At 71.3% G+C, this 24,792-nt stretch carries 23 protein-coding genes and 1 pseudogene; 10 read left to right on the forward strand and 14 right to left on the reverse strand.

Features of this window, described 5'->3' with window-relative positions; translation table 11 throughout:
• The first annotated feature begins 206 nt into the window (after positions 1 to 206).
• Entirely contained in the window at positions 207 to 1,229 is a 1,023-nt protein-coding gene (locus tag ACFYO0_RS03175) for an alpha/beta fold hydrolase (RefSeq protein ID WP_388669692.1), read from the forward strand.
• Here ACFYO0_RS03175 and ACFYO0_RS03180 read toward each other — a convergent pair.
• A pseudogene (locus ACFYO0_RS03180) lies at positions 1,219 to 1,437 on the reverse strand (DUF2071 domain-containing protein); the annotation flags it as partial. The gene ACFYO0_RS03175 and the pseudogene ACFYO0_RS03180 sit on opposite strands and share 11 nt — an antisense overlap.
• Before the next feature lie 181 nt (positions 1,438 to 1,618).
• On the opposite strand from ACFYO0_RS03180, the gene ACFYO0_RS03185 reads away from it, so the two are divergent.
• Positions 1,619 to 2,248 carry an NADPH-dependent F420 reductase gene (locus ACFYO0_RS03185; protein WP_388669695.1) on the forward strand — a complete coding sequence of 210 codons (630 nt, stop codon included), beginning with the start codon at positions 1,619 to 1,621 and terminating at the stop codon, positions 2,246 to 2,248.
• Between the two features lie 170 nt (positions 2,249 to 2,418).
• Here ACFYO0_RS03185 and ACFYO0_RS03190 read toward each other — a convergent pair whose 3' ends face one another.
• Positions 2,419 to 5,541: an FAD-binding and (Fe-S)-binding domain-containing protein gene (locus tag ACFYO0_RS03190; RefSeq protein WP_388669698.1), complete on the reverse strand. Its 3,123-nt coding sequence runs from the start codon at positions 5,539 to 5,541 to the stop codon at positions 2,419 to 2,421.
• 87 nt (positions 5,542 to 5,628) lie between these two features.
• Between ACFYO0_RS03190 and ACFYO0_RS03195 the strand changes: the two genes are divergently transcribed.
• From ACFYO0_RS03195 to ACFYO0_RS03210, 4 genes are all read left to right on the forward strand, one after another.
• Complete coding sequence (locus ACFYO0_RS03195; protein ID WP_388669700.1) at positions 5,629 to 6,852, forward strand: hypothetical protein; 1,224 nt, start codon at positions 5,629 to 5,631, stop codon at positions 6,850 to 6,852.
• 131 nt (positions 6,853 to 6,983) lie between these two features.
• A complete protein-coding gene (locus ACFYO0_RS03200) occupies positions 6,984 to 7,664 on the forward strand; it encodes a dienelactone hydrolase family protein (protein ID WP_388670837.1) in 681 nt (226 codons plus the stop codon).
• Between the two features lie 37 nt (positions 7,665 to 7,701).
• Positions 7,702 to 8,364, forward strand: a complete 663-nt coding sequence (locus tag ACFYO0_RS03205; protein ID WP_388669703.1) for a HemK2/MTQ2 family protein methyltransferase — start codon at positions 7,702 to 7,704, stop codon at positions 8,362 to 8,364.
• Positions 8,339 to 8,554, forward strand: coding sequence for a CDGSH iron-sulfur domain-containing protein (locus tag ACFYO0_RS03210; RefSeq protein ID WP_388669706.1), 216 nt, complete (start codon positions 8,339 to 8,341; stop codon positions 8,552 to 8,554). The genes ACFYO0_RS03205 and ACFYO0_RS03210 overlap by 26 nt, the downstream gene beginning before the upstream one ends.
• A 24-nt stretch (positions 8,555 to 8,578) precedes the next feature.
• On the opposite strand, the gene ACFYO0_RS03215 is transcribed toward ACFYO0_RS03210, so the two are convergent.
• The 3 genes from ACFYO0_RS03215 to ACFYO0_RS03225 all read right to left on the reverse strand — a co-directional run bounded on the left by ACFYO0_RS03215 (position 8,579) and on the right by ACFYO0_RS03225 (position 12,883).
• Positions 8,579 to 9,610 carry an iron-containing redox enzyme family protein gene (locus ACFYO0_RS03215; RefSeq protein WP_388669709.1) on the reverse strand — a complete coding sequence of 344 codons (1,032 nt, stop codon included), beginning with the start codon at positions 9,608 to 9,610 and terminating at the stop codon, positions 8,579 to 8,581.
• 625 nt (positions 9,611 to 10,235) lie between these two features.
• Positions 10,236 to 11,528 carry an MFS transporter gene (locus ACFYO0_RS03220; RefSeq protein ID WP_388669712.1) on the reverse strand — a complete coding sequence of 431 codons (1,293 nt, stop codon included), beginning with the start codon at positions 11,526 to 11,528 and terminating at the stop codon, positions 10,236 to 10,238.
• Complete coding sequence (locus ACFYO0_RS03225) at positions 11,525 to 12,883, reverse strand: rhodanese-like domain-containing protein (RefSeq protein WP_388669715.1); 1,359 nt, start codon at positions 12,881 to 12,883, stop codon at positions 11,525 to 11,527. Before ACFYO0_RS03225 ends, ACFYO0_RS03220 begins: the two co-directional genes overlap by 4 nt.
• A gap of 86 nt (positions 12,884 to 12,969) precedes the next feature.
• Here ACFYO0_RS03225 and ACFYO0_RS03230 point away from each other — a divergent pair, with 86 nt between their 5' ends.
• Positions 12,970 to 13,647 (forward strand): ArsR/SmtB family transcription factor, encoded by a 678-nt coding sequence (locus ACFYO0_RS03230; protein WP_388669718.1) that lies wholly within the window; start codon positions 12,970 to 12,972, stop codon positions 13,645 to 13,647.
• Entirely contained in the window at positions 13,644 to 14,816 is a 1,173-nt protein-coding gene (locus ACFYO0_RS03235) for a cysteine desulfurase family protein (RefSeq protein WP_388669720.1), read from the forward strand. Before ACFYO0_RS03230 ends, ACFYO0_RS03235 begins: the two co-directional genes overlap by 4 nt.
• 110 nt (positions 14,817 to 14,926) lie before the next feature.
• On the opposite strand, the gene ACFYO0_RS03240 is transcribed toward ACFYO0_RS03235, so the two are convergent.
• Entirely contained in the window at positions 14,927 to 16,102 is a 1,176-nt protein-coding gene (locus ACFYO0_RS03240) for a cytochrome P450 (RefSeq protein WP_388669723.1), read from the reverse strand.
• Positions 16,103 to 16,257: 155 nt separating this feature from the next.
• On the opposite strand from ACFYO0_RS03240, the gene ACFYO0_RS03245 reads away from it, so the two are divergent.
• On the forward strand, positions 16,258 to 16,797 hold the full coding sequence (locus tag ACFYO0_RS03245; protein ID WP_388669726.1) for a TetR/AcrR family transcriptional regulator: 540 nt from the start codon (positions 16,258 to 16,260) through the stop codon (positions 16,795 to 16,797).
• A 137-nt stretch (positions 16,798 to 16,934) separates the two neighbouring features.
• On the opposite strand, the gene ACFYO0_RS03250 is transcribed toward ACFYO0_RS03245, so the two are convergent.
• The 4 genes from ACFYO0_RS03250 to ACFYO0_RS03265 form a co-directional block, all read right to left on the reverse strand.
• A complete protein-coding gene (locus ACFYO0_RS03250) occupies positions 16,935 to 17,153 on the reverse strand; it encodes a VOC family protein (protein WP_388669729.1) in 219 nt (72 codons plus the stop codon).
• 585 nt (positions 17,154 to 17,738) lie between these two features.
• Complete coding sequence (locus tag ACFYO0_RS03255; RefSeq protein WP_388669732.1) at positions 17,739 to 18,455, reverse strand: spermidine synthase; 717 nt, start codon at positions 18,453 to 18,455, stop codon at positions 17,739 to 17,741.
• A gap of 116 nt (positions 18,456 to 18,571) precedes the next feature.
• Positions 18,572 to 20,257, reverse strand: coding sequence for a ribonuclease J (locus tag ACFYO0_RS03260; RefSeq protein WP_388669734.1), 1,686 nt, complete (start codon positions 20,255 to 20,257; stop codon positions 18,572 to 18,574).
• A 227-nt stretch (positions 20,258 to 20,484) separates the two neighbouring features.
• On the reverse strand, positions 20,485 to 21,051 hold the full coding sequence (locus ACFYO0_RS03265; protein WP_388669737.1) for a rhodanese-like domain-containing protein: 567 nt from the start codon (positions 21,049 to 21,051) through the stop codon (positions 20,485 to 20,487).
• Between the two features lie 88 nt (positions 21,052 to 21,139).
• On the opposite strand from ACFYO0_RS03265, the gene ACFYO0_RS03270 reads away from it, so the two are divergent.
• A complete protein-coding gene (locus tag ACFYO0_RS03270) occupies positions 21,140 to 21,421 on the forward strand; it encodes a metal-sensitive transcriptional regulator (RefSeq protein WP_388670840.1) in 282 nt (93 codons plus the stop codon).
• 72 nt (positions 21,422 to 21,493) lie between these two features.
• On the opposite strand, the gene ACFYO0_RS03275 is transcribed toward ACFYO0_RS03270, so the two are convergent.
• From ACFYO0_RS03275 to ACFYO0_RS03290, 4 genes are all read right to left on the reverse strand, one after another.
• Positions 21,494 to 22,246, reverse strand: a complete 753-nt coding sequence (locus ACFYO0_RS03275) for a sulfite exporter TauE/SafE family protein (RefSeq protein ID WP_388669740.1) — start codon at positions 22,244 to 22,246, stop codon at positions 21,494 to 21,496.
• Positions 22,243 to 22,596, reverse strand: a complete 354-nt coding sequence (locus ACFYO0_RS03280) for a rhodanese-like domain-containing protein (RefSeq protein ID WP_388669743.1) — start codon at positions 22,594 to 22,596, stop codon at positions 22,243 to 22,245. Before ACFYO0_RS03280 ends, ACFYO0_RS03275 begins: the two co-directional genes overlap by 4 nt.
• A 48-nt stretch (positions 22,597 to 22,644) precedes the next feature.
• Positions 22,645 to 24,015, reverse strand: coding sequence for a rhodanese-like domain-containing protein (locus ACFYO0_RS03285; RefSeq protein ID WP_388669746.1), 1,371 nt, complete (start codon positions 24,013 to 24,015; stop codon positions 22,645 to 22,647).
• A gap of 220 nt (positions 24,016 to 24,235) precedes the next feature.
• Complete coding sequence (locus tag ACFYO0_RS03290) at positions 24,236 to 24,769, reverse strand: hypothetical protein (RefSeq protein ID WP_388669749.1); 534 nt, start codon at positions 24,767 to 24,769, stop codon at positions 24,236 to 24,238.
• Positions 24,770 to 24,792 lie beyond the last annotated feature (23 nt).

Raw genomic sequence — 24,792 nt, forward strand, 5'->3', positions numbered from 1 at the left:
CGCCCTCCTTCAGTACGTGCCGACATACCGCCCGGTTCACCGAACCCGCCCACTCTTCGGAGTCGGCCGGATCCCGACGGTCGGGCGCGATCCAAAGGGGCCGGTGGACAGGAGGTCTTGTTGCCGGAACAGCAACTTTGGTCGCGATGTCGCAGCCGTACCTCCGACGATCGAGATCAGTGGACCCCAACCCCCGAGGAGGACGTATGTCGCACATCGCGGACCCGTACACACCGGCGGACGCGCAGCATCGGCTGGTGGACGTCCCAGGTGGCCGTATCCATCTGGTCGAGCAGGGGAGGGGCCCCCTGGTCCTCTTGGTGCACGGCTTCCCCGAGTCCTGGTACTCCTGGCGCCACCAACTTCCCGCGCTCGCGGCGGCGGGCTACCGTGCCGTCGCCGTCGACGTACGCGGGTACGGGCGTTCCTCCAAGCCGCACGATGTGGCGGCGTACCGGATGAAGGCACACGTCGAGGACAACGCCGCGGTCGTACGCGCCCTCGGCGAGGAGACGGCCGTGATCGTGGGCCACGACTGGGGCGCGACCATCGCGTCCCACTCCGCCCTGCTCCGGCCGGACGTCTTCACCGCCGTGGCACTGCTCGGCGTCCCGTACGCACCACGGAACCCGATCCGTCCGACCGACGCCTTCGCCATGATCGGCGGGGACGAGGAGTTCTACGTCAGCTACTTCCAGGAGCCGGGCCGGGCGGAGGCGGAGATCGAGCCGGACGTACGGGGTTGGCTGGCGGGCTTCTACGCCACGCTGTCGGCCGACACGATGCCCACGTCAGGAGACGGCAGTGTCTTCTTCGTCCCGAAAGGCGGACAGCTCGCCGACCGATTCGTGAAGGACCGGCCCTCCTGGCTCACCGGCGCAGAACTCGACTACTACGCGGGCGAGTTCGAGCGCACCGGACTCACCGGAGCACTCAACCGCTACCGCAACGTCGACCGGGACTGGAAGGACCTCGCCGAGTGGGACGGGGCCCCCATCACCCAGCCGTCGCTCTTCCTCGCCGGCGAAAAGGACGCCTCCCTCGCCTGGCTGGCCGACGCGGTCAAGGCCTTCCCGGCGACCCTCCCCGGCCTGGTCTCGTCCCACATCCTCGAGAACTGCGGCCACTGGGTGCAGCAGGAACGTCCCGAGGACGTGAATCGACTCCTGCTCGCCTGGCTTCAATCCCCCGACTTGGTCCCAGCACTCGCGGAACGGCTCAGGGAGTAGGGATGCCCGCCGGGCGGGACGGGCGACCGAGCAGAACCGGGACGCCGGCGGAGTACAGGACGCTGACCGGGGCGTCGCCCAGGGCGGGCAGGCCGGCCGCCGTGATGAGGTTCTCCTCGCAGGTCAGCAGCTCGGCGCGGTGCAGGAGCCAGCGGGGGTGGTGGTTCGGGAGGTACGACGCCGAGCCGAAGAAGGCGTTTGGCTTTCCTCGTGCGTAAGCCGGTGCGGCAACGCCGCCCATGCCGTCGGCGCGACGGCACGGCGGCATGGGCGGCGTACGAGGGCCCGTCACCGTCGACGGTCGTTTCGTCGGCTCTTATCCGGAAACTCCGTCTGCAGATCGCGGGAGATTCCAGCGCCCGCCCGCAGACACCGGCAGGGGGAACACCATGCGCATCGGGATCATCGGAGCCGGTCACGTCGGCTCCACACTCGCCACCAGGCTGGCCGGGATCGGCCACGAAGTGGCCATCGCCAACTCGCGCGGCCCCGAGACCCTGAAGGACCTGGTCTCGAAGATCAGCGGCCCGATCAGGGCCGTGACGGCTCAGGAGGCCGCCCGGTTCGGGCAACTGGTCGTCATCGCGATCCCCTACGGGCGGATCAACGAGCTGCCGATCGCCGACCTGCGCGACAAGGTCGTCGTCGACGTCTGCAACTACTTCCCCCAGCGGGACGGCCACGACCCCGATCTGGACGAGGACAGGACCACCTCCAGCGAGAAGCTACGGGCTCTCACCGGTGCCGACCTCGTCAAGGCCTTCAACGCCATCCACTGGCAGAACCTGCGCGACCGCGGGCGCCCCAAGGGTGACCCCGCCCGGCTGGCCATCCCCTTGTCCGGCGACGACGAGGAGGCCAAGGCGGTGGTAGCGGGCCTGATCCGCGACCTCGGCTTCGACCCGGTCGACGCCGGCTACCTCGGCCGCGGCGGCCGCAGGCACCAGCCCGGTGCCACCGCCTTCGCCGCCGAACTGTCCGCCGCGGAACTGGACGCGTTGGTGCACGCCGCCGTCTGACGGGGGTGCCGCCCCCAGGCCCCGCCCGGGGGCGGGGGTGACAGTGGTGTCGCGGCTGCCAGTCCGTCGTGGCTTGTCGCTCCCCCACTCTCGGCTTCGCTCGAGCGGGGGACCCCCATCGCGGCGGAGCCGCAAATTGATACAAGACCCCGGGAGGGGCGGCGCCCCTCTCACCGCCGCCGCACCCACCGAGCCACCCCCGTGGCCGCACCCGCGGCCGCGAGCCCCGTGGCGCCGAGTGCAGCAGCGGTGGCCAGTCGGCCCGGAGGAGCCGGGCGGGTGCCCGAAGCGTCGGCGTAGGCGGTGCCTGGCGCGTCCGGCAGCCCGGAAGCGAGCAGCTCCGCCAAGTGGACTCCCTCATGCCCGGAGCTGCCGAGCTCATGGATCTGCGTACGGCAGCTGAAGCCGTCGGCCAGGACCACCGCCCGCGTGGAAGCCGAGCGCAGACGCGGCAGCAGCACCCGCTCCGCACAGGCCCGGCTGACATCCAAGTGCCCGCGCTCGAACCCGAAGTTGCCGGCCAGCCCGCAACAGCCGGACTCCAGACGCTCGGCGTCGACCCCCGCGCGGCGCAGCAAGGCGGCGTCGGCGTCCCACCCCAGCACCGCGTGCTGGTGACAGTGCACCTGCGCCAGCGCCTCCGACCCGCTCACCGGCACCGGCGGAGGGACGTAGCCAGGACTGTGCTCGGTGAGCAGCTCCGCGAGGGTCACCGTCTGCCGGAGTAACCTGCGGACATCGCGGTCGCCGGGGAACAGCTCACCGGCATCGGACCGGAACACCGCCGTGCAACTCGGTTCCAGGCCGACCACAAGCCCGCCGGCGTGGAGGTGTTCGGCCAGGCGGCGCACGGTCCGGGCCAGGATGCGCCGAGCGGTGCCGAGCTGCCCGGTGGAGATCCAGGTCAGCCCGCAGCACATCGGCTCCACGGGCAGGACGACCCGCCAGCCCGCGTCCTCCATCAGCCGTACCGCGGCCTGCCCTATGTGCGGGTGGAAGAAGTTGGTAAAGGTGTCCGGCCACAGCAGAACGGTGCCGCGCGCCCCGTCGCCCTGCCGCTCGTGGCGAGCGTGAGCGAACCACTGTTGCAGCGTCTCGTCGGCGAACAGCGGGATCTCGCGCTTCTCGACCCCCGCGACGGCGACGGCCGCCCGCGCCAGCAGAGGCGCGTGCGTGAGCGCGTTGACCGCAGGCCCGAGCCGCAGCCGGCCGACGGCCTGCGCCGCGGCCGGCAACCAGCCCATCGACAGATCCGAGCGCGGCCGACGCCAAGGCCGCCCCGCGTAGTGATGGGCCAGGAACTCCGCCTTGTACGTGGCCATGTCCACGTCCGCCGGACAGTCGGACTTACAACCCTTGCAGGCCAGGCACAGATCGAGGGCGTCCCGTACGGCCTCTGATCGCCACCCGTCCCGTACCGCACTGTCCCCGTGACCGTCGAGCATCTCGAACAGCAGCCGGGCCCGCCCTCGCGTGGAGTGCTCCTCCTCACGCGTGACCTGGTACGACGGACACATCACCGCGCCACCCTTGTTCGTGAGCTGCCGGCATTTGCCCACCCCCACACACCGGTTGGCGGCCTCCGCGAAGGACCCGCCGTCGTCCGGATAGTGGAAGTACAGATCCTGCGGGTCGTACGGAGCCCAGTCGGCACCCAGCCGCAGATTCTCGTCCAGCCGGTACGGCGCCACGACCTTGCCGGGATTCATCCGGTCGTCCGGATCGAAGACCGCCTTGAGCCGGCCGAACGCCTCGACCAGTCCGCTGCCGAACATCCGCGGCAGCAGCTCACCGCGGCTCTGACCGTCACCGTGCTCCCCGGAGAAGGACCCACCGAACTCCGCGACCAGATCGGCCGCCCGCTCCATGAACCGCCGGTACGCCGCCACCCCGTCGGCGCTGTACAGGTCGAACGGGATGCGGGTGTGCACGCACCCATGACCGAAGTGCCCGTAGAGACTGGGCCCCGTATCGCTCTGGTACCCGAACTCCTCGAACAGCCCGCGCAGCCGGCGAAGATACTCGCCGAGCCGCCCGGGCGGCACCGCCGAATCCTCCCAGCCCTCGAAGGTGTCGGGCCGGTGCGGCACATGCGCGGTGGCACCGAGACCCGCCTCACGGACCTGCCACAGCTCCTCCTCGCGCGCCGGATCGTCCAGGAAGGCCACCTCCGCGTCGTGCTCGCTCTCGTGCAGCGCGCTCAGCATCCGATGCGCCCGCGCGTCGGACTCCTCGAGGGTCTCCCCGCCGAACTGCGTCATCAGGAAGGCACGCCCCGCGGGTAGTTGGGCGATCGCCTTCGGGTTGAGGTGCTTGAGCTGCTCGTCGCGGATCAGCCGTGCGTCGACGCCTTCCAGAGCCATCGGCCGGTGCGGCAGGATCTCCGGCACGGCGTCCGCCGCCTTGTCGACGCCCGGGAATCCGAGCACGACCAGCGTCCGCTCCTTCGTCACCGGCACGAGTTCCAGCTCGGCGCGCAGCACGGTGGCCAGCGTCGACTCGCTGCCCACGAGCAGTCCCGCGACATCGAAGCCGTGCTCGGGCAGCAGCGAGTCGAGGTTGTAGCCCGACACCCGGCGGGGAATGTCCGGGAAGCGGCGGCGGATCTCGTCCGCGTACGTGTCGCGCAGTGCCCGCAACCGCCGGTACAGGGTGGCGCGCAGGTCGCCGCGCCGCTCGATCTCCGCGTACTCCTCCTCACTGGTCTCGCCGCACCAGAAACGGGTGCCGTCGTAGAGCAGCACCTCCAGGCGCGCGATGTTGTCGACGACCTTGCCGTGCTGCTGCGCGGTGGCGCCGCACGCGTTGTTGCCGATCATGCCGCCGATGGTGCAGTTCGCGTGGGTGGCGGGCTCCGGGCCGAAGCGCAGACCGGTCGCCGCGAGCTGCCGGTTCAGCTCGTCCAGCACGATGCCCGGCTGTACGACACAGGTGCGGGCGTCGGCGTCCACGGACTCCAGGCGGTCGCAGTACTTCGACCAGTCCAGCACCACCGCGGTGTTGGTGCACTGGCCCGCCAGGCTCGTGCCGCCGCCACGCGACAGCACCGGAGCGCCGTGCTCCCGGGCCACCGTCACCGCCTCGGCTCCCGCCTCGGGCGTACGCGGCAGGACGACACCGATCGGCGTCTGCCGGAAGTTCGAGGCGTCGGTCGCGTACGCGGCCCGGCTGCCCGCGTCGAACCGCACCTCGCCGTCGACCCGCTCACGCAGTGCTGCTTCCAGCACGGCCGGGTCGATCGGCCGCTCGGGTCGCCTGCTGATGACGGGATCGGGCAGGCTCTCCACACCCATGAAGTCCTCCTCCTGGCATCGGCTGCCGGATCACCGGCCATGTCGTACGAGGTACGGGCCCGCCGAGTACCCAGCAGCCGCCCGCGCATGGCGCACAGCCCGAGCGGGTACACGCAGGACGCGCACGTGACCCGGTTCCGCGCCCACACCCCCGAGGGCCGCCGAACCGCCACCACCGCTCAGGGAGCCACCGTGAAGCTCTCGTTCCTGGACCCGCTCTTCTCCCGGCCCGGCCCGTGGGCCAGCGTCCACCTCGACACCTCCCGGGACATCGACGAACCCGACAAGGCGATCGACCTGCGCTGGCGCCACCTGCGGGACACGCTGCGCGACCAGGGGACGGACGCGGCCACCGTCTCCGTCCTGGACGCGGCGGTGGGCACCGGCCGTGACCTCCCCGGCCGGCACGGGCAGGCCCTGTTCGCCGCGCACGGACAGCTCGTCCTGGTGGCGGACCTGCCCGACCCGCCCGTGCGTGACACGGCCCGGTTCGACGACCTGCCCGACACCCTGCCGCTGGCGGTGCAGCGCGCACCCGACATCCCGTACGTGGCCGTCGCCCTCACCCGAGGCGTCTCGGCCGAGAAGGGCGAGTACGTCTCGGTCGTCGCCGAGAGCGGGCGGTGGCCCGTCAGCCGGGTCGCGCCGGGACCACGCCTTGACCGTCTGCTGCCGGTCGAGGACTGGCCGCACGCGGCGCCCCGTATCGCTCAGGAACTGGACGAACTCGCCGGGCGGCACCAAGCCGGGCTCGTCGTGCTCCGCCGGGACGAGGGCGACCCCTGGCTGTCGGGCGTCCTGGTCAACCGCATGCCCATCCACCTCCGGAACCGCGTGACCGTGGTCGAGAGCGAGCCCGGCACGGCGGCCGACACCGCCCCCGGCAGGCCCCTGGTGGAGACGGAAGTGGCCCGTACGCTGGACGGCCGGCTGAGCGGACCCGACCGCCTCCAGCTGGACACCTTTCTCGCCCAGCGCGCCAGGCACAGCCAGAAGTCCGAGGGCATCACCGCCGCCGTCACCGCCCTGCAACGCGGCCGGGCCCGAGCCCTCCTGCTCACCCGTTCCCCACGGCTCCCCGAGCGACTGTGGGTGGGCGCAGAGCCGCACCAAGTCGCCCTGAACGCAGAGGAGTTGAAGGCCTTCGGAGCGACGTCCGTACGTGCCCAGCCCGCCGACGCCGCCCTGCTGCACGCCACCGTCCGCACCGGAGCCGAACTGATCGTGGTGAACCCGGACCGGGTCCCACTGACCGACGGAGTGGGCGTGCTGCTGCGCTATCGCGAGCCGGGGGACATGGCCGCGGATTGACATGCTCCTTGGTCGGACGGGCCTGATGTTCGCCGGGGCCACCAGGGGTACGCGGTGAGGAGGAACCGGACAACCGGACAAGACGAACGGCGAACCGCGGGCCCTTCGGCCCGAGGAAGAAGATGATCCCGATGATCTCCCAGTTGGTTGCGGTGCCGGCCGACGAGGTGACGCTGGCCGGTGATCTGGTACTTCCCACCCGGTCCGGGGCAGTCGTGCTGTTCGCGCACGGCAGCGGCAGTTCCCGGCACAGCCCGCGCAACCGGATGGTGGCCGCCGAGTTCCGCACGGCCGGACTCGGCACCCTGCTCATGGATCTGCTCAGCGAACGGGAGGACATCCAGGACGCCCGGACGGCTGAGCACCGCTTCGACATCCCGCTGCTGGGGCGACGCCTCGTGGCCGCGATCGACTGGCTGGACGGCCAGGCCGACGCGAGGGGGCTCCCCATCGCCCTGTTCGGCGCGAGTACGGGCGCTGCGGCAGCCCTGGTGGCCGCCGCCGAGCGGCCCGAGCGCGTACTGACCGTCGTGTCGCGAGGCGGACGGCCCGATCTGGCGGGCGACGCGCTGCCCCGCGTACGAGCCTCCGTGCTGCTCATCGTCGGCGGCCGGGACCATGAGGTGCTGCGGCTCAACGAGGAGGCGGCCGACATGCTGCGGACGTCACATTCCCTGCACGTGGTGCCGGGAGCCACCCACCTCTTCGAGGAGCCGGGCGCGCTGGAGGAGGTCGCACAGACCGCCAAGGAGTGGTGCGTCGAGCGGGTGCGGTCCGTTCGGCCCGTACGGGAGGCCGACGAGCGGCGGTGACGGTTTTCGAGGGCTGGGCCGAGGTACCCGTCGCCCCGTGTTTCTGCTGCGACCTCCCGGCGTCTACGCGCCGCAGGGCGACACCTGGCTGCTGGCCAGGGCCCTGCGGCTGGCGGCGATGCGACCCGGTGCCGGGGTGCTGGACATCGGCACCGGTACCGGCGCGCTGGCCCTGGCCGCGGCACAGGCGGGCGCGGGCCGGGTGACGGCGGTGGACCTCTCGCCGTGGGCCGTGCTGGCTGCCCGGCTCAACGCGACGGTCCGGCGGGTGCCGGTACGCGTGGTCAGGGGCGACCTGACGCGACCTGTCACGGGAGAGACGTTCGACGTCATCCTGGCCAACCCGCCGTACGTGCCCGCGCCCGGGCGCCCGACGTCGCGCGGGGGAGCGGCCCTGGCCTGGGACGCCGGGCCCGACGGCAGGGCGCTGGTGGACCGCCTCTGCACGGCCGTCCCGCCGTGCCTTGCTCCCGGCGGGATGCTGCTGATGGTGCACTCGGCCCTGTGCGGCGTCGAAGAGACGCTCGCCCGCCTGCGTGACGCCGGGCTCAAGGCCGCGGTGGTCGACCGCGCCATGGTTCCCTTCGGTCCCGTGCTGCGCTCCCGCATGTCCGAACTCGTCGCCCGCGGGCTGATCGGCCCCGGACAGGACACGGAGGAGCTGGTGGTGATCCGTGCCGACCAACCACGCCGAATCTGAGCGTCCGCGAGGTCCGCGACGCGTCGTCGTCGTACCGGACGGCCCGATCCTCATCGAGGGCCCGGTCGAGGTCGAACTGGACGACGGCCGCCGCGTCGTCTCCGATCGATTCGTGGTGGCGCTCTGCGCGTGCCGGCGTAGCGGTACGTACCCGTGGTGCGACACCAGCCACCGACGCCGTCGCCCTTGACAGGGGCGCCCTTGAAAGGGGCCGTCACAGCCCGCGCTCGCGCAGGGATGTCCTGCCGTCGCGCCAGCAGTCCAGCAGGTGCCGCTCCATGCGGTCGTCGAGCAGCCCGGTCGCCTGGATACCGAAGACCACGTCCCCGAGGAGGGCGGGCTCGGCGTCGAGCAGGCCGCCGATGACATCGCGGCGCAGGACCTGTTCGTGCACGGCGTCGGCCTCGACGTGCTCGCTGTAGAAGAACCGGCAGGCCGGGCCCGCGCCCAGGCGGTCGATCGCGTCGACCATGCGGCGCGCGGTGGGGGCGGTGGCGATCTCCGCCGCCGCGAAGTGGCCGACCAGCGCGGCGCGTTGGGCGCGGTGCAGGCCCAGGTACGACATCAGGTTCACCGTGGCGAGCGTGACGGCCGGCGTGGCGTCCACGTAGCGCCCGTACGTCGGGTCGAGCCCGGCCTCGGCCATCAGGTCGGCGAACAGCCGGGCGTGCACCCGCTCGGCCCGGCCGCCGCCGAACTCGTCGTATTCGACCGCGACGAGGGCCGCCTTGGCGGAGCCTTCCAGGCGCGGGATGACCCAGGCCTGCGGATCGGCCTCCTTGAGCTGGTAGACGGAGCGATGGGCGAAGTATTCGCGCAGTTGCTCCTGGGTGCCGTCCCGCTTCAGGTACTGGGAGACACCGCGCGGTTCCCGCGGCTCGGCGAGGAGGATGTCCAGCTCGCGATCGAGGTCGTCGGGGCTGTCGCCGCCGGCCACGGCTTCGCGCAGCGCCTCGTGAAAGACCGACTCCATGGCACCCCGCATCCGCAGCAGCTCCGGATCCCACTCCCAGCCCGGGTCGACGCCCAAGAAGCCGCGGTAGTGCAGCTCGTAGCAGGCGTAGAGCGCGAGTTGGAGGTCTTCGCCGTACGGATCGGAATGCGCGACCTCGTGCAGCGGCAGCGGACCACCCGGTGGCTGCCGGATGAGGGTGGACAGCACGGCGGAGGACAGCGGCCCGCGCGGCTCGGGGACGACGGGCTCACTCCCACGCGTGCTGACCTGCGTCGCGACGCTGGAGTCCATGGGTCACCTCGGAATGGCCGGCGCACGATTCGAGGGGTGCGAGTACCCGCCGCCGATGTGCGTAACCGAAACCAGGGATCCTCCGGGGTGGCACCGACAGCGTCTGTACGGTCCCGTGTCGGTCGTGAGCTGGTGCTTTCCGGGACGGTGGCTGTGCCGAGGCAGCGGCGTCGGCATCGGCGTCGTAGGGGGGTGGTTCCCGGGGCGGGGTTCCCCGAGCGAAACGCCGTGCGGTGCCGCCGGCGCCACACCCCCATGGGACGAACCGAACCGGTCCGGCGATGACCGGATGCCGAGCAGCGCCGCTCCCACAGCCGGTGCGTGGTGTGAGGGGGTAAGCCGGTGTCGCCGGATCACGCTGCCGGCGGCCACCGGCGGTTCTGTGCGCGGTCCGGTCCGGTGGGTCAGCCCGACCTGGCCCAGATCGGCCGGGTAGGTGGCGAGCATGTCCTTGACCGTGGTCATCACCGGTCGCCTCCTTTGGATCGTGTCGGAGGGCGGCGGGCCCGGGAAGGCCGCGCCTCTCCCTCTTCCGTCCCCTGCCGGGTTGGCTGTGGTCGGGCGGGACAAATGCGGTCGGGCACCCCTGGTCCGCCAGGCTCGGGCACGGCAACCCCGGGGGAGGTCAGGTACGCGGATGGGTCTCGTACATGCGTACCGCGACGACGAGGCCGGAGACAGCGGTCAGGGCGGCGACGGCCCAGATGGCGGTGGTGAGGCCGTAGGCGTCGGCGAGGACTCCGGCGACCAGTGCGCCGACGGCGAAGCCGCCGTCGCGCCACAGGCGGTAGACGCCGACGGCTCGGGCGCGCCAGGCGGGGTGGGCGACGTCTCCGATGACGGCGAGGAGGGTCGGGTAGACCAGCGCGGTGCCGATGCCGAGCAGGACCTGGGCGGCGGCCCACACGGAGAAGGTGGTTCCTGCGGCGACGAGGGCGATGGCGGCTGCTTGCAGCAGCATGCCTGCGGTGATGAGGTGCTTGCGGCCGATGTGGTCGGACCACCAGCCGGTGAGCGTCTGGCCGCCGCCCCATACGGCGGGGTAGAGGGCGGCGAGGACGCCGATCTGGGCGATGGAGAGGCCGTGGGCGGCGAAGAGCAGGGGAAAGATGCCCCAGGCCAGGGCGTCGTTGAGGTTGTTGACCATGCCGGCCTGACTGGCGGCGGACAGGGCCTTGTCCCTCAGGCTGGTGAGGCGGGCGATCTGGCCCGTGGTCAACTCGGCTTTCGCGCCTGGTTGTTGGGGGTGTTGGGCGGCCTCGGCACGCGCGTGCTCGCGGGTCTCGCGGACGGCGAAAGTGGACAGGCCCAGGGCCATGGCGACATAGGCGACGCCGAGGAGGAAGGGCTCGGGGCGCAGCCCGGCGTGTTCGGCGATGGCGCCGGTGGCCATGGCGGTGGCGGCGACGGCGCCGTAGCCGGCGGCCTCGTTGAAGCCCATGGCCAGCCCACGGCGCCGCGGGCCGACCAGGTCGATCTTCATGATGACGGTGGTGGACCAGGCCAGGCCCTGGTTCATGCCGAGCAGGACGTTGGCGCCGATGATCCAGGCCCAGGTCGGCCCCCAGGCCAGCATGGCGGGCACAGGCAGCGCGATCAGCCATCCGGCGATCAGGACCGGCTTGCGGCCGTAGCGGTCCGACCAGGTGCCGGCGAAGAAGTTGGTGATGGCCTTGGTGGCGCCGAAGGCCAGGATGTAGGTGAGGGCGGCGGTGTAGGCGGACAGGTGGAAGACGTCGTCGGCCAGAAGTGGCAGCACGGTGCGCTCCTGGCCGAGCATGCCGCCGACCAGGGCGTTGACCGCGACGAGCAGGGTGAACTGGGCGAGGTTGGCGCGCAGTCCGAGCCGTATGCCGCCGGGGGTTGTGGATGGGGGTCCCCCCTGTTCGAGCGGCGTCGAGAACTCGGGGGAGGTCATGCGCCTTCCTCCAGCGTGCGGCCGGTGGCCTTGGCCCAGGCGCCCGGACCGCCGTCCAGGACAGCGAGGTCGTGGTGTCCGGCACGCGCGAGGAGGCTGGCGGCGGTGATGGCGCGCTCGCCGTGTCCGCAGGCGACCACGGCCCCGGCCGGTGCTTCGTCGGCATGTCCGGCGAGGTCGCCGAGTTCGATGTGGACCGCGCCCGCGATGTGCCCAGCGACGTGCTCGGCCCGCTGACGGATGTCGAGGACCGGACGGTCGGCGATGCGGTCGGCGGTGAGCAGGTCGATGCTCTGCCGCTCTCCGCCGCCTGCCTGCCAGGCGGCCATGTCCAGGTGTCCGGCCAGCCGCTCGTATCCGATCTTCAGGGCCTGCCAAGTGAGTTCGGCGAGGTCCTGGCCGGGAGCGGTGACGAGGACGAGGGGGGCGTCCTCGGACAGCAGCCAGCCGAGCCAGGTGGCGAACTGGTCGCGCAGCGGGATGGAGATCGCGCCGGGGATGTGGCCGTGGGCGAAGTCCGCGACGGGCCGCACGTCGATGATCTGGGCGCCCTGGCCCAGCAGCTGACGGGTCTCGGCCGTCGAGAGCGCGGCGAGGGTGGGAGTGTTGTCGAGGACCGCGGGACCGCGCCGGTTGATCTCGCCCAGGCGGTCGAAGTAGGCGGGGTAGGAGCCGAGGCTGCCGAGCAGCTGCCGTACGAAGGTGTCCTCGTCCGGCGCGGCGAGCAGGGCGTTGGCCTGCTTCTGGATGCCGATGGTGGTCGTGCGTTCGGCGTCGGGCGGGGCGGAGCAGAAGGACCCGGCGCCGTGGGTGGGCCACACGGCGGTCGCGTCCGGCAGCTGGGCCAGGCGCCGCAGTGAGCGGTGCTGGGCACGGGCGAGTTCGTCGGCGCGCTCGGCGCCGAGCAGGTCGGTGCGTGCGGCGGAGCCGACGATGAGGGATCCACCGGTGAAGACGCCCAGCTCTCGTGTGCCGTCCAGCAGGAGGAAGGACAGGTGCTCGTCGGTGTGGCCGGGTGTGGCCAGGGCCCGCAGTGTCAGCCCGCCCAGGTCGGTTTCGTCGCCGTCGGAGAGTGCTGTGTGCGGGAAGGAGCGGTGTCCGGCTGCGGAGGCCAGGACGGTCGCGCCGTCCTCGGCGGCGAGCTGGAGCGCGCCGGTGAGGAAGTCGGCATGCAGGTGGGTGTCGGCGACGTACGCGATGCTCAGCCCGCGCCGCCCGGCGGCAGTGCGTAGGGCGCGCAGATCCCGGCTCGCGTCCACCGCCAGGGCGCGTCCGTCGCCCAGGTCGACGAGGTAGGCGCTGTTGCCCAGCCCCTTGTCGACCAGCGGTGTGAGGTGATCGTCAGCGAAGCCCATCAGGTCCTCCTGGTGCCACGGCAGGCGCTGGGTAGTCACAGCAACCGCCCACGGATACAATATTCCATGGATCTATGGAGGATGCCATGACGGAGACCACCAAGGCCGGTGCGAAGGCGCGGCTGTACGACGCCTTCGCGGCCAGCGGCAAGGCGTTGGCCAGCGGAAAGCGTCTGGAGTTGCTGGATCTGCTCGCGCAGGGCGAGCGGACAGTGGACGCGCTGGCGAAGGCGGCCGGCCTGAACCTGACGACGGCCTCGGCTCACCTGCAGACGCTCAAGCAGGCGGGGTTCGTCGCCACGCGCCGTGAGGGCGTGCGCATCCACTACCGGCTGGCCGGGGACGATGTGGCGCAACTGTTCGCGCTGCTCCGCAAGGTCGCCGAGGCACACCAGGCCGCGGTCCCCGCCGCCCGGGACGCCTACCTCGGTTCCGACGACGCGGTGGAGGTCACCCGCGATCAGCTGCGCGCCCGGGTGGAGGCCGGTGACGTGGTGGTTCTGGACGTACGGCCGGTGGAGGAGTACTTGGCCGGACACATCCCCGGCGCCGTCTCCATCCCGGTGGAGGAGCTGGCCGGGCGGATCAACGAGCTTCCCGAGGACGCGCAGATCGTCGTCTACTGCCGCGGCGAGTACTGCGTGCTCGCGTACGACGCGGTGCGGCTGCTGACCGAGCGCGGCCGCAGGGCGATCCGGCTGAATGACGGCATGCTGGAGTGGCGCCTGGCGGAGATGCCTGTACACGCGGGGGAGTTGGCGTGACCGGCGGTCTCCCGCCGCATCCTGGGCTGGTCGGCGGGCCGGTCTATCTGGACTACAACGCCACCACCCCGGTGGACCCGAGGGTGGCCGAGGCCATCCACCCATATCTGGCCGACTGGTTCGGCAACCCGTCCAGCAGTCACCCCTACGCGGCAGCGCCGAAGCGCGCCCTGGCCCGTGCCCGCGCTCAGGTCGCCGCCCTCATCGGCGCGGACGGGGGAGAGATCGTCTTCACCGGCTCCGGCTCCGAGGCCGACAACCTCGCCCTCCGCGGCGCCGCACTGGCCGCCAAGAACGAGCTCCCCCATGTGATCACCCAGGTCACCGAGCACCCGGCCATTCTGGAGACCTGCCGCGCCCTGGAACGCCTCCACGGCACCGAGGTGACGTACCTGCCCGTGGACGGCGACGGCCTGGTCGACCCGGCGGCGCTCGCCGCCGCCCTCACCGAGCGCACCGTCCTGGTCTCGGTCATGGCCGCAAACAACGAGACCGGTGCCCTCCAGCCCATCGCCGAACTGGCCCGCATGACCCGCGCCCACGGGGCGCTCTTTCACTGCGACGCCGCCCAGGCAGTCGGGAAAGTCCCCCTGGACGTACGAGAGTTGGGCGTCGACCTGCTGACGGTCGTCGGCCACAAGATGTACGCACCGAAGGGCATCGCCGCCCTGTACGTCCGCCAGGGCCTCGCCCTCGAACCGCTCGTCTACGGCGGAGGACAGGAGCACGGCCTGCGCGCCGGCACCGAGAACGTCGCGCTCGCCGTCGCGCTGGGCACGGCCGCCGAACTCGCCGCCGCGGAACTCGCCGACGGGACACCGGGCCGTATCGCGGCACTCCGAGACTGCCTGCACCGGCGCCTGGCCGACGCCCTGCCCGGCCGCGTCCACCTCAACGGACCCAGCACAGGGCGTCTGCCCAACACGCTGAACGTCAGCATCGACGGTGTGCTCGGACGCGAACTCCTCTCCGCCGGACTCGGCCTCGCGGCCTCCACCGGCTCGGCCTGCCACAGCGGCACCCACACCCCCTCGCCCGTCCTGACCGCCATGGGCGTCGATGCGGACCGCGCGCTCGGGGCGCTGCGGCTGTCCCTGGGACGCTGGAGCACGCCCGAAAACATCGAGACGGCGGTAACCGCGCTGCTCAAGGCGGCTGGCGCACTGTGAGAACGGGGCCGTCGGCCCCTACGTGAGAGCGGCGACGAGCATGGCCTTGCCCATCAGCGGGTTGAGCCGCCGGAAGAGCGGATGCACGCAGGTGCCGCGTCCCATGCCGGTCACCACCGCACCGGAAGCTCGGCCAGGCCGCCGGTGAGGGTGTCGCGCCGCATGGTCAACTCCTCCACGGCGACGGCAAGTCGCAGCGTCGGCAGCCGTGTCACCAGTTGGGTGAACACCGCCTGCACTTCGATGCGGGCCAGGGCTGCGCCGAGGCAGTAGCGGGCGCCGTGCCCGAAGGCGAGATGGCCCGCGGCCGAGCGGGTGATGTCCGGCCGGTCGGGGTCGGGGAAGACGGCGGGGTCGTGGTTGGCGGCGCCGTTGTCCAGCAGTACCAGCTCCCCGGCCCGGACGGTGACGCCGTCGATCTCCAGGTCGGTCCGCGCATAGCGGGGGATCCCGCCGCCGCCCTTGCCCGGCGCGCGCAGGATCTCCTCGACCGCGTTCGGGGCCAGGCCGGGGTCGTCCACCAGGGCCTGCCACTGCTCGGGATGGGTCAGCAACAGCAGTGCGCCCAGACCGATCTGGACCACCGTGGTCTCGTGCCCGGCGAACAGCAACGCCATCGACAGCCCGGCGGCTTCGTCGTCGGAGACACCCTCGGTCGCGCACAGCCGGGAGATCACATCGTCACCGGGCTCGGCCCGCTTGCGCTTGACCAGCTTCTGGCCGTAGTCGAACAGCTCGGCCAGTCCCCGCTCCGAACAGGCGCGGTCACGGATGTTGGCGGCGTCGGCGGTCCAGGCGCGGAACTGCTCCCGGTCCTCGTACGGCACACCGAGCAGTTCGCAGATCACCAGGATCGGCAGCGGCACCGCTACCGCCGCGTGGAGGTCCGCCGGTGACCCCTGAGCGGTCAGCTCGTCCAGCAGTCGCGCCGTCAGGGTCTCGACCCGCGGGTGCAGGGCCCGCAGGTGCTTGGGTGAGAAGTGCGGCTGCAGCAGCGACCGCATGCGTGCGTGGTCGGCCGCCTCGGTGGCGAAGTTGCCCAGCGGCCCGCCGAACAGGGCCGATTCCCCGGTGCGCGCCGCGGTCTGAGGGGCCGGGTGGGACCGGCCGAGCCGGTTGTCGTCCAGCAGCCGCCGCACCTGCGCGTGGTCGGTGACCAGCCACGCCTCGTCCCCCACCGCGGTGCGTACTCGGTGCACCGTGCCTCGGGACTGCAACTCACGCAGCCGGGGCGCGATCCGGAATGGATCCGTCTGCTCGAACGGCAACTGCGCCGCGATGGCCATGGCAACCCCCACGAGGTTTATTTGTCTTTGTACAAGAACGCTTAAACAAGGTACTTGTATAGTCTGGCTTAAACAAGAGGAGGTGTGGTGTGGCCGCAGCCGGTCGACAACCCGCTCGATCGACGTCAGCAGGGCAGCCTGAGCGTGTTCGGCGCATGCCTCGGGCGGAGCGGCGTGAGCAGATCCTCGACGCGGCTACCCGCGCCTTCGCCCGCACTGGCTTCGCCGCCACCGGCCTGGACGACGTGGCCGCGGAGGCAGGCGTGACCCACGTGATCCTCTACCGGCACTTCGCCTCGAAGAGCGACCTCTACCGCGCCGTACTCGACCGGGCCTGCACCCGGCTCGCCGAGATCGTCGGCACCGACGACTATGACGAGGACAGCGTCGCCGCGCTGCTGCGCGCCGCCGCGGCGGATCCGGACGGGTTCCGGCTGTTGTTCCGCCACGCCGCCCGCGAACCCGAGTTCGGTGATGTCATCGACAGCATTCGGTCCGCCTCGACGGAGATCGCCGCCCGCCACCTCGCCGAAGCGATCCCGGACAGCCCCTGGCGGACCTGGGCGGCGCAGCTCGTGCCCACCCTCACCCTCGAAGCGGTCATGATGTGGCTCGACACCGGCCAGCCCGAGCCCGGCCAAGCTGCTGACCGCATCAGGCGGGCCATCCAAGGAGTCATCCGAGCCGCCCAGTAGATCCCTGAGCAGCAGATCCACAGGATGTGGGTTCTTGACGTCGGTGTCGCGGTCTGGAGCGTCAGTTGGCGCTTCGGCCTCGCCGATGCGAGCCCCGCTGTGATGGGTCGGGGGCCGGCACGTGGCGACAGGGAGACTCACCCGCCCACGCGCCTTGCACAGGTGACGACCGAGTCCCCGATCTCGATCTCGGCGTGCGCGATGGTCCCGTCGGGCCCCGGAAACCGCATCCGCTCGGTGGCTCCGAACACATCGCCGTAGAACTCGAGCGCCTTGGCGGCCCCCTGGACGACCAGGCACGGCGTGACCCGTCGGTAGGCGTCGGGGATCGACTTCGGGACGGCTGTCGGTGACATGGGCTCGTCTCCTTCTGTGGCTCACACGCAGGACCGGACGGCCCTGTTACCCAAAAGACGACCGGCGGGCCGGTGGATACGACAGACACACCGAGCGGATTGTCAAAGTCCGCACTCACTCGGGATCCGCCGAGCCCGTCTCCCCGCACGCCGCGACGAGGTGCTCGGCGAACCCGGCCGGGGGATTGCGGTTGGACCCGTCGAGTCCTGGCCTTCCCAGCAGGGCCTGCCGCGCAACCCGATGAGCATCCAGGGTGCTCAAGGGCTCGAACTGGCGGGAGTCGTTCGGCGCCGGAGGGGCAGACCCTCTCTCACCTGACTGATGCCTCGTCAACGGCGCCTGGGCGGGGGGACTCATCACGGGGGACCGACGCCGCAGCCGAGCCACCTGGATCGAACGCCTGTGTGCGACCACGATGTCCACGGGGAGCCGCAGCGGTGGCTCTGGGGAGGGAGGTCACACTCGGCGCGGTGACGGTGATCATGACCGCGGTGGCCGGTCTGACGTCCGCGCCAGTGGGGCACCCGCTCGGGTGCGCTCTCGCGGCGCCCGGAGGAGTCCCGCGCCCCCGCACAGTGGCGCACTTACTTCTTCCGCGCCACATAGACGGTGTTGGTCGCGGTGCCGCCCTGGAGTGGGTTGCCGAAGTCGACGACGTGGGCTTCCGGTGCGGCGAAGAACTCCGCGAGTGTGGAGGTGAACTGCTCGTCCGGCCGGTCGTTGGACCACAGGGCGAAGACCCCGTCGGGGTGGAGGTGATCGGCGAGGGCCCGGAGACCTGCTGACTGGTAGAGCGCCGCGTGGCGTGGATTCAGTACGTGGCGCGGCGAGTGGTCGATGTCCAGCAGGACGGCGTGGAAGCGGCGGCCCGGTGACTGCGGGTCGAGACCGCGGGGATCGCCGACCGCTGCGAAGAAGTCGCCTTGCACCAGTCGGCAGCGGGGGTCCGATGTCAGGCGGGCGCCAAGCGGTACCAAATGGCGCTCGTGCCATTCGATCACCTCACCGAGTGCCTCGACCACGATCAGCGACCGGACACGGGGGTCGTCCAGGGCGGCCTGGGCGGTGTAGCCGAGGCCGAGCCCGCCCACCGCGATGTCGAGATCGGCATCGGGTAGCCGGGCCAGCCCGAGTCGGGCCAGCGCGACCTCTCCCACGGTGAAGAGGCTCGACATCAGGAACTCGTCCCCGAGCTTCACCTCGTACACATCGTCGCCTGATGCCGGGTCGCGCCGACGCCGAAGGCTGATGTCTCCCAGAGGTGTCGGGCGCCAGTCGATCTCTTCGAAGCGCGCGCTCATCCCATGCACCTCTTTCGGCCTGCCACGGTTGGGGGTCGCCGTCCGCCATGGCTCAAGCGGCGGCCGGGCTCGCCATACGGCGACGCCGCATTGCGCAGTCGGCGGTCGTGCCCGGCTCAGGTGTCGATGATGACGGGGATGATCAGGGGCTTGCGGCGGTAGGTCCTGAACGCCCAGGACGCCACCGCGCGGGCGATGAGCTGTTCGAGCTGGTGCGCGTCGCCGACGCCCTCCTCGGCTGCGGTGGCCAAGGTCTTCTCGATCACCGGAATGACCGGCTCGAAAGTGGCGTCGTCGTGGACGAATCCGCGCGCCAGGAAGTCGGGGGCTTCGGCGAGAGCGCCGGTGTCGGCGTCGACGATCGCCACCACCGTCACCACGCCTTCGGCGGCGAGGGTGAGGCGGTCCTTGAGGGAGGCTTCGGTGGCGCCGCCGACTTCCATGCCGTCCACGTAGACGTTGCCCGCGGGTACCTTGCCGGTGATCGAGGCGCGGCCGTCGACGAGGTCGACGACGACACCGTCCTCGGCGATGACAACCCGGTCGGGATCGACGCCGGTACGGATGGCGAGGTCGCCGTTGGCCCGCAGGTGGCGCCATTCGCCGTGTACGGGCATGACGTGGCGGGGCTTGACGATGTTGTAGCAGTAGACGAGTTCACCGGCGCTGGCGTGTCCGGAGACGTGCACCTTGGCGTTGCCCTTGTGGACGACCTGGGCACCCCACCGGGTCAGCCCGTTGATCACCCGGTAGATGGCATTCTCGTTGCCCGGAATGAGCGAGCTGGCGAGCAGGACCGTGTCGCCCTCGCCGATGCGGATCACATGGTCGCGGTTGGCCATCCGGGACAGGGCGGCCATCGGCTCGCCCTGGGATCCGGTGCACACCATGGTGATCTTGTGGTCCGGCAGCTTCTCCAGTTCCTTCATGCTGACCACCAGGCCACGTGGAACCTTCAGGTAGCCCAGGTCGCGGGCGATGCCCATGTTGCGGACCATGGAGCGGCCTACGAAGGCGACCTTGCGGCCGTGCTGGTGAGCGGCGTCCAGGACCTGCTGGATGCGGTGCACATGGCTGGCGAAGCTGGAGACGATCACGCGGCGTGGCGCGGTGCGCAGGACCTGCTCGATCGCCGGGTTCAACTCACGCTCGGAGACGGTGAATCCGGGCACTTCGGCGTTGGTGGAGTCCGTGAGGAAGAGGTCGACGCCCTCCTCGCCGAGGCGGGCGAAGGCCCGTAGGTCGGTGATGCGGTCGTCCAGCGGGAACTGGTCCATCTTGAAGTCGCCGGTGTGCAGCACCATCCCGGCACCGGTGCGGATCGCGACCGCGAGGCCGTCCGGGATCGAGTGATTCACCGCCACGAACTCACAGTCGAACGGACCGAACCCACGCCGGTCGCCTTCACGCACCCGCACCGTACGCGGCCGGATGCCGTGCTCCTTGAGCTTTGCCTCAAGGAACGCCAGCGTCAGCTTCGAGCCCACGACGGGGATGTCGGAGCGCTCGCGCAGCAGATACGGCACGCCCCCGATGTGGTCCTCGTGCCCGTGGGTCAGCACCACGGCCACGACGTCGTCCAGGCGCTCCCGGATCGAGGTGAAGTCCGGAAGGATCACGTCCACCCCGGGCTGGGTCTCCTCGGGGAACAGCACGCCGCAGTCGACGATGAGCAGCTTGCCGGCGTGCTCGAAGACGGTCATGTTGCGGCCGATCTCACCCAGGCCGCCCAGGGCGACGACCCGCAGCCCTCCCTTGGGCAGTGGCGGGGCGGCTTGCAGCTCTGGATGCGGATGGCTCATGGCGTGACATTACTGGAGAGACGGAAGGAGCGATCCATTACCTGCGCGCTCTCTTCTTGCGCGACGGCAGGTCTCATGCGCAGCGAGTGCCCGGGATGATCCGGATTACACGGAGGTCCGGGACAGCCTGTGGTGCAGGTGATGTCCCGGACTCGCTTACAGTCTGGAGGACCGGATCCTGCCCTCGGCCTTCGCCGATGCACACCCGTGAGCCCCGGAGGGACGCCTCACTCGGCGAGCGCGGCGAGCGTGGCGTCCAGATCGGTGGCGCGCGGGCGGTTGTGGGGGAGTTTGGCGAGGACGCGCGCCATGCCGCAGGTGTCCGTGAGGGCGGAGAAGACCAGGCCGCCCGCGATGCCCGCGGACAGGAGGCGGGCGCGCGGCCACTGGCGTCCGGCCGCCAGCCCGGCCAGGACGATCGAACCGGCGGCCAGCCGGACCTGACGTTCCATGGCCCAGACGGCGCGGGCGCCCGCAGGCCGGTGGATGTCGTGACCGAGCTGGGTCCAGGCGCTGGTGCCACCGGAGAGCGTGGCGGCGGTGATGCCATGCTCGGCGAGCCGTTCGCAGGCCCGGGCGGAACGCGCGCCGGAGGCGCACACGACGAGGAGATCACCGCGGTCGGCGACGCTCCGGAAGGCGGACAGCGCCTGGTCGAGGTGGTCGAGAGGGACGTTGTGGGCGCCGGGCAGATGCCCGGAGGCGTACTCGCCGGGGGTTCGGACGTCGATGACGGTCAGCTCGTGCAGGCGGGCGTGGGCCTGTTCCGGGGCGAGGACGGTGGTCGCGGTCACGTGGATCTTTCCTCTTCTTTCGAGGGGTCGGCCTACGGGTAGGATACCCATAGGGGTATGGAGAATCAGTGTGCCGAAGGAGTGGCTCGTGGAACTGGCGATGGCGGCCGACGAACTGAAGACGGTGGTCAACCGGCTGCGCAGGGCGCAGGGCCAGATCGCCGGTGTGGTCAGGATGATCGAGGAGGGCCGGGACTGCGAGGAGGTCATCACCCAGCTCGCGGCGGTCTCCCGGGCCCTGGACAAGGCGGGCTTCGCGATCATCGCCACCGGTCTGCAGCACTGCCTGGCGGACTCGGACCTGGCCGCAGACGGTGACCGCGAACAGACGCGCGCGCGTCTGGAGAAGCTCTTCCTGTCGCTCGCCTGATCTCTGGGCCGAGTACGTAGTGGTCAGGGCGCCGACCGAAACGGCGACGGCCGCTCATGCCACAGCCTCCGCTCATGCCACGGCGTCCGCGAGCATGAATGTGGCCACGGCCAGCAGCACCACCGCGAAGACTCGCTGCAACAGCGGGCCGGAAATCTTGCCCGCCAGGCGCCTGCCGTCCCAGGCGCCCAGGACCGCCCCCGCGGTGAACGGCGCGATCACCGCCCAGTCCAGAGCCGACGCGGAGGCGCCGCGCAATGTCAGGGAGGCCAGGGAGTTGGCCGTGATGACCAGCAGGCTGGTACCGACGGCGGCCTCCATCTCGAAGGCCAGCACGGTGACGAGCGCCGGAACGGCGAGGAAGCCCCCACCGACCCCGAGCAGCCCGGTCAGCGCACCCAGACCCGCCCCAGCTCCGGCCGCCCTGCCTGGCCGTACTCCTGCCGCACCCCGTACGACCGTGCCGTCGGCGGGCCGGAGCATCCGGAAGGCGGCGCCGGCGGCAACGGCGGCGAAAGCGGCGGTCAGCAGCGGCTGCGGCAGACGGGCCGCAGCCGCCCCCGCCGCCGCGGCCGGAAGGAGGCCGGCCGCGGCGAACAACGCGCCCGCCTTCCACCGGACATGGCCGGCCCGGGAATGCGCGTACAGGGCGGTGGCGGAGGTGGCGGTGACGATGAGGAGCCCGGCCGTGGTGGCGGCAGCCGGGGAGAAGCCGAGCAGGTAGATCAACGCGGGTACGGCCAGGATGCTGCCACCCCCACCGAGTGCACCGAGCGCCAGACCGACCGCCCCTCCGGCGACCAGCGCCAGGATCAGCGTGCTCACGCGGTGACACCGCCGCCCGGGCCGGTGACCGGCAGACCCGCGCCGGCCCAGGCGGCCATGCCGCCGGTGACGTCGGTGGCTTCCACACCACGACCGGTGAGAATCTCGGCGGCACGCTGCGAGCGGCGCCCGGAGCGGCAGATCGCCACCACCGGCCGGCCCCGCGCGGCCCGAGGCACCGCGGCACCGGCCTCAAGCCGGCTCAGCGGCAGATGCAGGGCACCGGGCGCGTGCCCGGCCCGCCACTCGAAGTCCTCCCGGACATCCAGCAGCACGGCCCGGCCCTGCGCCACACGCTCCCGGGACTGTGCAGGGGAGAGACGGCCGGAGTCACGTCGGAAGAACACCATGAATCGATCACCTTCGGGCGGGGGCGTTGGCGTAGGCGGGCGCGTGCTTCAGCGGTCACCGTCTGCGGGCCGGGCGAGAACCAGTCCCGCATCGGCTGCGGCCTCGAACCCGTCATCGACAGCGACCACCTCGCGCCCGGCGGCATCGAGCAGGGACGCGGCGATCGCCGCGCGCATCCCGCCGGCGCAGTGCACCCAGACCACACCGGGCGGCACCTCGCCGACCCGGCCGGGCAGTTGATGGATCGGAATGTGCACCGAACCGTCGATGAAACCGCCCGCCCGCTCGGAGTCCCGCCGTACATCCAGGACCACCACGTCATCGCGTACGCCGGCGAGTTCGGCGAAGCGGGCGCGCCGGAAGGACGCGAGCCGCTCCCCGTCGCGTATCCACGCGGAGGGATCGCCGCTCGCGGCGGCGGCCGGGCGGTCGATGCCCACCCTGGCCAGCTCGCGCTGCGCGTCGGCGATCCGCTCGGCGGTGTCGGCGAGCAGCGTGACGGGCTTGCCCCAGGGGATCAACCAGGCCAGGTAGGTGGCGAGTTTGCCCTCACTCTCGAAGTTGAACGACCCGGCGACGTGGCCCTCGGCGAACGCGACGCGGCTGCGCAGGTCCACCACCCACTCCCCGGCCGCCAGCCGGGAGGCGATCTCCTCGGCGTCCGCGGGCCGCGGCGGGGTGAGGTCGACCGGTGCCGGTCCTGCGGCGTTCACCGGGCCCATGTGCGCGTAGTACGCGGGTATGTCGTCCAGTCCGGCGAGCAGCTGAGCGACAAAGGTGTCCACGTCCTGCGTCAGCGCGTCATTGCCCTTGCGTTCCGCGCCGATCGTGCTCGCGTCCCCCTCGGCCTGCGCACTGGAGCAGAAGCTGCCGAAGCCATGGGTGGGCAGCACCGCGACCTCGTCGTCCAGCTCGTCCGCCAGACGATGCGCCGAGGCGTGCTGGGCGCGGGCCAACCGCTCGGTCAGCCGCGGCTCGACGAGATCCGGCCGGCCCACCGTGCCGATCAGCAACGAGCCGCCGGTGAACGCCGCCACCGGCCGGCCGTCCTCCTCCAGTACGTACGAGGTGTGGTGCGGGGTGTGGCCGGGCGTGGCCACGGCGCGCAACACCAGGCCCTCGTCCACGACGACCGTGTCGCCATCGGCGACAGCAGTGCGGGCGAAGGACACCGACGCCCCGTCCGGCACCAGGTAGCGGGCGCCGCTGACACGGGCGAGCTCCAGGCCGCCGCTGACGTAGTCGTTGTGTACATGGGTCTCCGCCACGTAGGCGATCCGCACCCCGCGCCCGGCGGCAGCGGCGATGACCTGATCGATCTCGCGGGGCGGATCCACCGCTACGGCGGCCCGGGGGCCTCCGGCCAGGTAACTGCGGTTGCCCAGCCCTTCGAATTCCAGGGTGTCGACGAAGAACACGGCCAGGACTCCTCAACAGAACGGTGTACCCCGGGGGGTATCTGGGATCCTTACTCTAGCAGAAATACCCATGGGGGTATCCAGCTGAAGTGAAGAACCCCTCGTCCGAGGCTTTTGTGTGTCGCAGGGCGAGTACCCGAGGTGCGGAGAGGAATCAGCCCGCACGGGACCGAGCAGTCCCGGGTCAGTGAGCCTGTACGGGCCTCACGCGTCCGAGGAATCAGCTCGTGCGCGTCTCATGGACGGCGCGGCGAGCGACCTCGACGAAGGTCACGACCGACTGCCAGTAGGGCGGGAAGCAGTCGTCGAACCGCTGGGCCGCGTCCGCCTCACCGGCGATCATCGCTTCCAGCGCCCGGAAGTTGTTGCTGGTCGATTCCCGGAGCCGGTCCGCGGCCGAGGCCACGTCCGCCGGACCTTCCAGATCCACCACCCACACACGCTGCCGCAACACGGCGTACTCGCCGCGGAGCCGTAGCCGCAGATCCTCGAGCGCGGCAAGGCGCTCGCCCGCGTCCGTGATCTTGTGCGCGTCGGTCACCTTCCAGTAGAGGTCGCCCATCCTCTGCGCCTGCTCGATGACGTCCACATACGCCGCCCGCCGCGCCGCCCGCAACCGGTCCGCCTGCACCGTCGCGGCAGCCGCGTCGGCCTGGATACGCGCGGCCCGGGACGTACCGCGGCTGGTCACCCAACTCGCGAGCACGGCGGTCCCCGCGGTCAGCGCGGCCACCCACAAAGTGTTGTCAGCCATTGATCCCCCTCGCGGGAGTCTGA

It is taken from the genome of Streptomyces sp. NPDC006365, from assembly GCF_042870755.1.
GTDB classification, from domain to species: domain Bacteria; phylum Actinomycetota; class Actinomycetes; order Streptomycetales; family Streptomycetaceae; genus Streptomyces; species Streptomyces xiangluensis.

Coding starts and splice junctions, on each gene's coding strand:
- ACFYO0_RS03175 (WP_388669692.1), top strand. CDS start 207: ATGTCGCACATCGCGGACCCGTACACACCGGCGGACGCGCAGCATCGG.
- ACFYO0_RS03185 (WP_388669695.1), top strand. CDS start 1,619: ATGCGCATCGGGATCATCGGAGCCGGTCACGTCGGCTCCACACTCGCC.
- ACFYO0_RS03190 (WP_388669698.1), bottom strand. CDS start 5,541: ATGGGTGTGGAGAGCCTGCCCGATCCCGTCATCAGCAGGCGACCCGAG.
- ACFYO0_RS03195 (WP_388669700.1), top strand. CDS start 5,629: ATGGCGCACAGCCCGAGCGGGTACACGCAGGACGCGCACGTGACCCGG.
- ACFYO0_RS03200 (WP_388670837.1), top strand. CDS start 6,984: ATGATCTCCCAGTTGGTTGCGGTGCCGGCCGACGAGGTGACGCTGGCC.
- ACFYO0_RS03215 (WP_388669709.1), bottom strand. CDS start 9,610: ATGGACTCCAGCGTCGCGACGCAGGTCAGCACGCGTGGGAGTGAGCCC.
- ACFYO0_RS03220 (WP_388669712.1), bottom strand. CDS start 11,528: ATGACCTCCCCCGAGTTCTCGACGCCGCTCGAACAGGGGGGACCCCCA.
- ACFYO0_RS03225 (WP_388669715.1), bottom strand. CDS start 12,883: ATGGGCTTCGCTGACGATCACCTCACACCGCTGGTCGACAAGGGGCTG.
- ACFYO0_RS03230 (WP_388669718.1), top strand. CDS start 12,970: ATGACGGAGACCACCAAGGCCGGTGCGAAGGCGCGGCTGTACGACGCC.
- ACFYO0_RS03240 (WP_388669723.1), bottom strand. CDS start 16,102: ATGGCCATCGCGGCGCAGTTGCCGTTCGAGCAGACGGATCCATTCCGG.
- ACFYO0_RS03245 (WP_388669726.1), top strand. CDS start 16,258: ATGCCTCGGGCGGAGCGGCGTGAGCAGATCCTCGACGCGGCTACCCGC.
- ACFYO0_RS03250 (WP_388669729.1), bottom strand. CDS start 17,153: ATGTCACCGACAGCCGTCCCGAAGTCGATCCCCGACGCCTACCGACGG.
- ACFYO0_RS03255 (WP_388669732.1), bottom strand. CDS start 18,455: ATGAGCGCGCGCTTCGAAGAGATCGACTGGCGCCCGACACCTCTGGGA.
- ACFYO0_RS03260 (WP_388669734.1), bottom strand. CDS start 20,257: ATGAGCCATCCGCATCCAGAGCTGCAAGCCGCCCCGCCACTGCCCAAG.
- ACFYO0_RS03280 (WP_388669743.1), bottom strand. CDS start 22,596: ATGGTGTTCTTCCGACGTGACTCCGGCCGTCTCTCCCCTGCACAGTCC.
- ACFYO0_RS03290 (WP_388669749.1), bottom strand. CDS start 24,769: ATGGCTGACAACACTTTGTGGGTGGCCGCGCTGACCGCGGGGACCGCC.